The organism is Thermus brockianus, assembly GCF_021462505.1.
Lineage (GTDB): Bacteria > Deinococcota > Deinococci > Deinococcales > Thermaceae > Thermus > Thermus hydrothermalis.
This window is the reverse complement of the sequence record NZ_JAKEDV010000016.1, coordinates 1-8,574: the sequence shown is the minus strand read 5'-3', so window position 1 is coordinate 8,574 and position 8,574 is coordinate 1. Positions and strand designations below refer to the sequence as shown.

Below are 8,574 nucleotides of genomic sequence, written 5' to 3'. Positions count from 1 at the left end.
CTGAGGTCGCTGGGGTAAGATCGTCTAGAGCTCATCCCTCAAGAATACCACCCTTTTACGACAGCCTCTAAATCAGATAAGAAAAGCACACAAAGAGCTGGCCAAATATCTTCCGGATACATAGGGAAGGCTCTGTCGCCACGGCAGGAGTACTGTCCCCGAAGCGCAACCGGTCGTGTTCCTGAGTGTGCCCCCTCTGGGGTGGTTAGGGATCTAGGGGAAAGGAAGGGGGTGCCAGGACCACGCCAGGGGCAAAGCCCCTAGCCGTTCCTCCCGGTCAATGTCGGGGTGCAGCAAGGCGCTATGCACCTGACCCAAATGCGTCAGGCAGGGTAGGTCCTACCCCTCCCCCCACCCTGGCAGGAGGAGGCTCCGCATCCCGGTCCAGTAGGCCACCTTCTCCTTGGGATGCCCCGCCTGGAGGTACCTGCGGATGGCCCGCCACCTTAGGCGGTGGAGGAGATCCCCCCGGGCCCGGTCGCCCTTGGCGGCCATTCCCGCCAGGCGGGCGAGCTCCTTGAGGAGCCACTTGGCGTCGTCGTAGGTGAAGGGCTTCCCCTTGCCCTTCCTGGGCCCCGGGGAGAGGAGGAGGTGAGGGTAGGGGAGGGGCTGGTGGCTCGCCAGGTAGTCCCGCAAGGGGAGCCAGTCCTCCAGGACCTCCTTGACCCAAGGGGAGAGGGGGACCTCCCTTAGCCGCTCCCCCCGCACCAGAAGCCTCTCCCCCTGCAGGTCCGCCCGCCACAGGCCCACCGCCTCCTTGGCGGTGAGGCCCACCTCCCCCACCAGGACCAGGAGGACCTTGAGGACGGGACGCCAGTAGGCGGGGGTGTAGCTCTCCGCCAAGCTCCAGAGGCGCCCCCACTCTTCCTCCGTGAGGGGCCTCCGGCTCAGGGCGTAAGGGGTGAAACGCGGGGGATACTCCACATGGGGGGGCATGGGATGCCCGGCCCACTCCAGGAAGCGGAGGAAATGGCCCAAAGCCCCCCGGGCCCGCTCCACGGTGTTCCAGGCCAAAGGCCCCTTGGTCCCCCCGGGGAAGCCGTGCGCCTTGATCCAGAGAAGGTAGGCGCGGATCTCCCCGGCCTCCAGGGCGGGCCACCTCCTCCCCTGGAGGGCGAGCCACCGGACAAAGGCCCGCACCAAGGGGGGCACCTCCCGGTCGGGCTTCTTGCGGGTGCGTACCAGGAAGGCCCACACCCCGTCCCCTAAGACCCCCTCGTCCCACCGCGCCAGGGCCTCCCCCACGAGCCGCTTCCGCTCATCTGGGAAGTCCCAAGGCTCCAGGGCCAGCCTCTCCTCCGCCATCTTCCCCTCCATAATACACCCATCCCCCACCCGCCCCAAACTGCTAAATCCTTTCTCCCTCATTCTTTATCCTGGCATCCCCTCTCCACACCGTGTCCTACACAAGTCAACTCACCCCACCCCTACCTCGCAAGACTGCTCTCCATGAGGGTTAAGGGTTGGCGGGGCAGGGTGGGTGGAGCAACAAAAGGAAAGGGGGAAGAAAAGGAAGTAAGGAGCGGCCCCTCACCGCACCCAGAGCGCCAGGCCCGAGGCGGGCGCGGTGGCGGTGGTGCTGGCGCGGGGTTCGTCCAGGTCTAGGCCCCCGTCCCCATCCCGGTCCAGGAAGGCCAGGAGCCAGTAGGTCCGGCTGGCTTCCAGGCGGAAGGTGCCTCCCCCCGCGGGGAGGTGGGTGCGGGCGCATGCGCCCCCGTCCGGGCAGACCTCGAGGGCCACCCGGTAGTCCCCCGGAGCGACCCCCTGACCCACCCGGTTCCCGAGGAGGCCCTGCGCTGGGCACTTCTCCTGCCCTACGTGTGGGCTGCAGTAGCCACCAGGGCCCAATGGCGGTACTACCGACGGTGATGGCGACGGTGACAACGATGGTCCCGGCACCCTCACCTTCTCGGCGGGAGGCTTCCCCTCCGATGGGGTGGCCACGGTTTCCGCTGGTGGGTACTCCGCCTCTCTGGGCGGCGGACAGAGCCAAAGCGTGAGCGCCATGCCGGGGTCTACGGCACCTCAGCTTCCCCGGAAGTGGCGGTCATGCGTAGCGGGAGCGGTGTGTCCTGGACGGAGGTCTACACGCTCCAGAGCGTGAGCCCTGCGCAAGTCACGGTGCGCTCCTATGGGACCTCGAGCGTGTCCGCCTCCTACAGCGGCCCCCTGCCCGGCACCTTGTGCTACGACGGTAACTGTAGCCAGGTAAGGCCGGGGGCGTATACCGCTCCTGGGGATTCCATCCTGCGGACCTGGACGGTTAGCGAGCCTGAGGATTGCCCGCCCGGCTACATCGGAACTCGGGTTTTCACGGAGTATTGGCGCACAGTCAGGTACTGGACGCCGAGCGTGGTGGGGGTGTCCTCGAGGGGAACGGGGCGGTTCACGAGCGCCACGCGGGACGAGATGTACGACCGCGCTTTGACGCAAAGCACGTGCACGCCTTCTAACCCTCCTGAGCCTACCTCCTCTACTTCGTCTAGTTCGTCTACCTCCTCTACCTTGACCTCCCCTACCTCCTCTACCTCGTCTACCTCTTACACCCCAGGCTCTCAGGTCAATATTGACATGGGAGTTAGTGGACCGGGAGGTATCTCAGGACCTATAGGCCCGGGAGCGTTGACACGGTGGAAGGGCCAAATAGAAAAGCTCCCAGAGATGCTTTACCGCTTGCCCGAGAGTGTTGGGACTAAGGGCTTCTTCTGACGAGGCCCTCTCATGGTCTGCCGGTACAATGCTCGTTGGGGTGATAGCGTGAGAAGGATCGCTTTTCTGTTGCTTCTGGCGGTTGGAGCTTCTGCCCTGGCCCTTTCCCCTCAGGAGGGCTGGGACCTCGTGGCCGCGGTGGAGAGCGGCAACCAAGAGGCCTACGCCCGCCTCGTGGAGGCCTACCAGGCGGGCGATCCCGAGGCAGGGGCGGCTTTGGGCGTCCTCTACCTCAACGGGGTTGCCTACCCCAGGGACCTGGAGAGGGCCCGGAGGTACTTCGAGTGGGCCCAGGCCAAGGGAAGCGGCTGGGGTAGCTGGGGGCTCGCTATTTTGTACGCCAACGGAATTGGCGTGGCGCAGGACGATCAAAAAGGCTTTCGGTACGCACGGGAAAGCATGGAGCGCGGCTACCCCGGGGGTAAGGCGCTGTACGCCATGTTCCTCATAGGGGGTGGTGCTGGACTGAAGCAGGACATAAACGAGGGCGTCAAGCTCATCCAGGAAGCCGCGGCCACGGGTGACCCTGTTGCCCTCAACGTGGCCGCCCGGTACCTCGCCTCCTCGGACCTCCCCGGTCTTTCCAGGGACCCCAAGAAGGCTCGGGAGTACTGGGAGCGGGCAGCTGCCCGGGGGTACTTCCTCGCCCGAGGCTTCCTCGCCTACGACTTCTTCTTCGGGATCGGGGGTCCACCCGACCAAAAGCGCGCTCTCGAGCTCGCCCGGCCCCTGGTGGGATTCGAACCCGCCGCCACCGCGGTCTGGGCCACCGCCCTCTACTTCGGCCAAGGGGGTCTCGTTCAGAACCGCCCTGAGGCGTGCCGCCTGGCGAAGGACCAAGCCAAGTTACAGGCAGGTGTAGCCACCATCTACGGCCTTTGCATCCTGGAGGGCGTGGCGCCCGGGGAGCGCGCCCTCGGCCTCGCCTACCTCGCCTTAGCCGCCGCTTGGAAGCACCCCCCTGCCCAAAGCCTCCTTTCCGACTGGCAGAAGCGCCTGACTCCTGAGGAGGTTAACCGGGCGAAGGAGCTCCTGAAGAACCTGCCATGACCCTCCGCGGAGGCTTAGGGGTAGATAGCGGGTGGCGGGCTCTTCTCCAGGGCCTCTCGCTTTCGCCCCTAGGCCTCACCGTCTTCCGCGTCCTCCTTGGGGGAACCCTCCTCGCAGACTGGTTCACCCTCGCCCGCTGGTACGAGGCGTTTTTCTCCGAAGGGGGGCTTTTTCGCCGGCACGAAGTCCTAGAGGTTGCGGACGTTTTTCTCCCCTTCTTCCTGGGCGGGGAGGTCTGGAACCGCCTCCTCTTTCTCGCCATCGGGCTCCTCGCCTTCCTCCTTCTCCTGGGGTACCGCCCTAGGACGACGGCATTCCTCCTCGCCCTTCTCCTCATCGCCCTCCAGCAACGCAACCCCTGGGTCTGGAACACGGGCCACAGCCTCATCCCCGTCTTCCTCCTCCTGGGAGCCCTCCTTCCCCTGGAGGCGGGTTACGGGCTCGCCCGCTTCCTCCTGCGGGATCCGGCGCCGGACCGGGTCTTCGCCCCCACCGTCCTCCCTTTCCTCGTTCTCCTCTTCGCCGCCTACTTCACCAACTCCCTGGCCAAGGACGTGGACGCCTACTGGCTCCAAGGGAAGGGGCTCTGGGCGGCGGTGGAGTCCACCCACGGCAAACCCCTGGGGGTGGAGTTCGTCCGGCGCTACCCCGAGTGGGCCACCCTGCTCTCCCGGCTCACCTTCCTCCTCCAGGCAGGGGGGGCTTTCCTCCTGATAGCGCCTCTTTGGCCCCTCAGGCTCCTCGCCATCCTGGGCTTCCTGGGGTTTCACTTCTTCACCTGGCTCTTCCTGGACGTGGGGAACTTCCCCTGGGTCATGGCCGCGGCCCTCCTTCTCCTCTTGCCCCCCGAGGTGGGGATCTGGCTCAGCGCCCGGCTGCGCCGCGGGCTCCCTCAAGCCGTGGTCCACTACGACGGGGGGTGCGGTTTCTGCCGCCGGGTGGCGCAGGCGCTGGTGAGGGCCTTCATGGCCGAGGCGGAGCTGAGGCCGGCGGAAGGAGAGGTCCGGGAGCTCCTGGAGGCGCGGCGGAGTTGGGTGGTGGAGGTGGAGGGAAGGCGGTACCTGGAGGGGGAGGGCTTTCTCGGCCTCCTCTTCGCCTCGCCCTTCCGCTCCCTCGCCTTCCTCTACCGCTTACCCGGCGTTCCCCGCCTCCTGCGTTTCGGCTACCGTTGGGTGGCGGACCGCAGGCCCTCCCCTGAGGCGACGCGCCGCTGGCTTCCCGCCCCCGCCTTCAGACCCTTCACCCGCCTCACGCTTTTTCTCGCTTTGGCGGTGAGCTTGGCCTATGGGGCGTACGCCCTCAACGGCCCGGACAACTACAACAAGGCCCCGGAGTGGCTCGCCTCGGGCTTGGACAGCGTGGGCCTGGCCGTGGCCTGGGGGCACTTCGCCCCTGTGGGCCCCGGGCGGCACGAATGGCCCCTGGTCCAAGGGGTAACCCTCTCCGGGGCCGTGGTGGACCCGTGGCGGTGGCTTATCTCGGGCGACCCCACCTACAGCGAGGCGGTACCGCGGTACTCCATTGAGCGCTCCGGCAAGGAGCATTGGCGCAAGGTCTGGTGGGGGGCGTGGGGAAAGGGAGAGGCCAACGCCCTCCGGCGCAAAGGAATGGCCCGTTACCTTTGCTCGGCGTGGAACCGGACGCACAAGGGGTTTGACCTCTTGGTGTCCGTGACCCTGTACCGCGCCTATGCGAACCCGGGCGAAGGGCGGGCTAGGCGTCTATTGATGGAGCACTACCTATGCATGTAGCCAAAAGGGTCCTGGCGGTTTTTTCCATCCTCCTCCTAGCGGCGGGCGTTGTCTTTGGCGGCTTCATCCTCGCCTCCTACCGACACCCGGGGCCGGGCCTCCCCGCCTGGAAGCTGGGGCGGGCTCTGGGAGTGTTCCCGCCCTTCGTGGCGCAGGCGGTCTGTAGGGGGGACGAGGCGCTCCTTTGCCTTAGGGGCTACTACCGGGCCCATTTGCGGGGGCCTCTGGTGGGGGATGCCACGGCCCCTTGCCGCGGATTGCAAGGCCCAGCAGCCCGCGCGTGCTCTGAAGTCATGGGGTTGCGGCTGTTGGAGGAAGGGGTTTCCCGTCCCCTCACCGTTTGCGGCCAGCTTCCAGACCCCCTGGCCTGCGCGCGCTACGTTGGCCGGGCCGCCTTCACGAGGGGCGGCTTTGAGAAGGGGGAAAACCAAAGCGCCGCCCGCGTCTGCGCCGAGGGGAGGGGGGAATACCTGGCCCATTGCCGCGCGGGGGCGGCCATGGAGGCGGTGGAGCGCTTTGGGAAGAGGATCGTCCCCGCCGCTTGGGAGTTTTGCTCGCCTTACGAAGCGGACCTCTGCGCCTCCGGCATCGCCTCGGCCCTTCGGGCCCACTATAGGGAGAATCCCCAGGAGGCCCTGGAGGCTTGCACCCTCCTTTCCCCCCTGGGGGCAGCCTACTGCGTTCAGTACCTCAAGGCTTCTTCAAAGGGGGACTAGGTTGGTGTCCACCCGGAAGCGCCAGGTCTTCTCCCAGGTGGCGCTCCCGATCTGCCCCCTCACGTAGACCTCGTACTCCGCCCCCGGGGTCAGGGGCTTGTGGGGAATGACGACCAGGGCTCCGTGGGCCTTTAAGTCATTAACTGCCTGTTCCCGCCTGGACTCGCGGTTTTCCCAGTACTGCCGGCTCCCGTAGGCGCAGACGGGGTTCAGGGCCCCGTCGGAGTTGCGGGTGAGGCGGGCTTCCAGGACCTTCGTGTCCATCTTGGCGAAGGTCATCACGGTGATGGGGAAGCCGATGGGGGTCACCACTACTCCGTTTCCGTCGTCCCAGGTGAGGCCCTCCTGGGTCAGGAAGGGGCGCTCGGGAGAAGCGCTGGGGTTGGAGCAGGGGTAGATGGGGTTGGGGTTCTCACTTCCTATGTACCGGTCCAGGGGAACCACCATTCCCGGGCTGGGGAAGAGAACCTCCCGGGTGGGCTTGTCGCTCGTCCAGAGGGAGAGGTTCGGGAGGGTGCTCCCGCTTCGCCCGTAGCTGCCCCCATAGCCAGGCAAGGGTCCGACATCCCAGTAAGTACCCGATCCCACGGTGAGGGGCCAGGGGTAGATGAGGTTGAAGCGGTGGAAGGGCGCGGCGATCCACCGATTGACCGTTTGCTCCTCAGGGGGGAACACGGGTTGCCCATTCAGGCGGTAGAACCGGAGCCATTCGTTGCCCCTTTTCCCCGCTTCCTTTCCCTCAGGGGTACTGAAAGGTTGGGACAGGTCCTCGTCGTGTGGCCGTCGGTCCGGGTAGCTTTGCACCATGTATCGGCTGTGCAGCCACCCCCGCCAGCTCCACTCGGGGTCCTCCTGGACGGGGGGGAGCCCCGCCCGGGTCCGCCAGTCGTTGAGGGCCTTGAGGGCGGACCGGCCCTCGGTGTCCCGGATCTTCAGGTAGAAGGGAAGGGTCCACTCCTTGCCCCCCTCGTCCCGCACCACCACCTCGTACTTGAAGGGCCCCTGGGGCAGGGCGTCCGGGGCCACGGCGAAGGTGAGGGTGGCCTGGGACCGGGTGCCGTCCAGGCGCACGGGCTCCGTGGGGTGGGTCACGCCGGGGTAGCGGCTAGCGTCCCAGCCGGGGCAACTGGTGGTGCCCTTGGCGCAGGGGTCAGCGAGGGCTACCCGCACTTCCACGGACTTTTTGGTTTCCGTCAGGGAGAGGGTCAGGGTGTAGGTGCTCCCGGGGTTGACGTAGGCCACGGGCTCGGAGGAGGTGGGGAGGGAGACCGGGTTGGGCTCGAGGCCCGGCAGGTTGAGGGTACCGCAGGCGGAGAGGGTGAGAAGAAGGACTAAGAGGGCGAGGTTTCTCCTACGCATTTGCCCAACATTCTAACCAATAATCTGAGGAGAAGGACGAGGCTATCTGGGGCAGCATGGGCCCATTCTTCTTTCTTGGGAGCTCTCCCTGACCAGGGGTTTCCACGACCAAGGAGGAATCCGTGCTAAGCCCTTGAAGGCTGGGGACTAGCCGCTGGCGAGCGCTCAAGGTTGGGAGCCTCGAGGCTAGGTGGGGGGCAAGGCCTCACCTTTCTTCATACGGGGGCGTTAACGTGCGAAATAAACCCTGCAGCTTTCCAAACAGGGCTTGGTATACCTTATTTTCGCGAAAGCTCTCTTTCGCGAAGAAGGCCTTTGCGTTTGCGGAGGGGGCTCCGGGCCCCTGAGGCGGGGGCGGTGGCTCCTACGCCTTACCGCCCCCATGCGCCCGTACGTCAGTAGAGGCTTACCCCGGCCCTTTCGCACGCTGCCCGTACCAGTTTCCCCGCGCTATCTATATCCTCACTCTCTAAGGGCCCCTAGCAGGGTTTCCAGCTCCTCGTCCGCCAAGTAGTCCAGCGCCTCCTGTACCTCCACGAGCCTGTCTCATGCGTCCACCCATCAGTCCGCTACCGCATCCCGGGCCGCCTCGAGGAGCCTTTCCCTTTTCACCGTCATGCGCACCTCCTTCTGCCCACGGTACCGGAGCATCCCGTCAGCCAATGTCGTTTTTGCGTGACGCCCATTTCCTTCTCACGCCATCTCCTGCCACCCGTCCACCCGCTGGGGGGTGCGCCTTTAGGCGGGCGAGCGCCCGCTCCTGGACTCCTCGCATTTTCCGAAGGGCGCTGGAAGCGAAAACTAAACCAATAGGCTTTGGGGCTTGGGGCGGGGCGTCTTGCCCCCACGACCGTTTTCTTATCAGTACCGTGGAGGCAAGACACTCTCACCGCCTCCCGCATCGCCTCAGCCTCATTATCAGAGGCTGTCGTAAAAGGGTGGTATTCTTGAGGGATGAGCTCTAGACGATCTTACCCCAGCGACCTCAG

6 protein-coding genes are annotated in these 8,574 nt (G+C 65.9%); 3 read left to right on the top strand and 3 right to left on the bottom strand.

Going from position 1 to position 8,574, the window contains the following annotated elements:
- Positions 1-339: 339 nt before the first annotated feature.
- Positions 340-1,305 carry a recombinase XerD gene (locus tag LXN00_RS12465; RefSeq protein ID WP_234508698.1) on the bottom strand — a complete coding sequence of 322 codons (966 nt, stop codon included), beginning with the start codon at positions 1,303-1,305 and terminating at the stop codon, positions 340-342.
- A gap of 225 nt (positions 1,306-1,530) precedes the next feature.
- Positions 1,531-1,773: a hypothetical protein gene (locus LXN00_RS12460; RefSeq protein ID WP_234508697.1), complete on the bottom strand. Its 243-nt coding sequence runs from the start codon at positions 1,771-1,773 to the stop codon at positions 1,531-1,533.
- A gap of 984 nt (positions 1,774-2,757) precedes the next feature.
- On the opposite strand from LXN00_RS12460, the gene LXN00_RS12455 reads away from it, so the two are divergent.
- The 3 genes from LXN00_RS12455 (at position 2,758) to LXN00_RS12445 (ending at position 6,226) form a co-directional block, all read left to right on the top strand.
- On the top strand, positions 2,758-3,759 hold the full coding sequence (locus tag LXN00_RS12455; RefSeq protein ID WP_234508695.1) for a tetratricopeptide repeat protein: 1,002 nt from the start codon (positions 2,758-2,760) through the stop codon (positions 3,757-3,759).
- On the top strand, positions 3,756-5,510 hold the full coding sequence (locus LXN00_RS12450; protein ID WP_234508693.1) for an HTTM domain-containing protein: 1,755 nt from the start codon (positions 3,756-3,758) through the stop codon (positions 5,508-5,510). Before LXN00_RS12455 ends, LXN00_RS12450 begins: the two co-directional genes overlap by 4 nt.
- Before the next feature lie 293 nt (positions 5,511-5,803).
- Positions 5,804-6,226, top strand: a complete 423-nt coding sequence (locus tag LXN00_RS12445; RefSeq protein ID WP_234508691.1) for a hypothetical protein — start codon at positions 5,804-5,806, stop codon at positions 6,224-6,226.
- On the opposite strand, the gene LXN00_RS12440 is transcribed toward LXN00_RS12445, so the two are convergent.
- The gene (locus LXN00_RS12440; RefSeq protein WP_234508689.1) at positions 6,212-7,585 is read right to left on the bottom strand and encodes a CAP domain-containing protein; all 1,374 of its coding nucleotides are present in this window, start codon (positions 7,583-7,585) and stop codon (positions 6,212-6,214) included. The two genes, LXN00_RS12445 and LXN00_RS12440, sit on opposite strands and share 15 nt — an antisense overlap.
- Positions 7,586-8,574 lie beyond the last annotated feature (989 nt).

Coding starts and splice junctions, on each gene's coding strand:
- LXN00_RS12440 (WP_234508689.1), bottom strand. CDS start 7,585: ATGCGTAGGAGAAACCTCGCCCTCTTAGTCCTTCTTCTCACCCTCTCC.
- LXN00_RS12465 (WP_234508698.1), bottom strand. CDS start 1,305: ATGGCGGAGGAGAGGCTGGCCCTGGAGCCTTGGGACTTCCCAGATGAG.
- LXN00_RS12445 (WP_234508691.1), top strand. CDS start 5,804: ATGGGGTTGCGGCTGTTGGAGGAAGGGGTTTCCCGTCCCCTCACCGTT.
- LXN00_RS12450 (WP_234508693.1), top strand. CDS start 3,756: ATGACCCTCCGCGGAGGCTTAGGGGTAGATAGCGGGTGGCGGGCTCTT.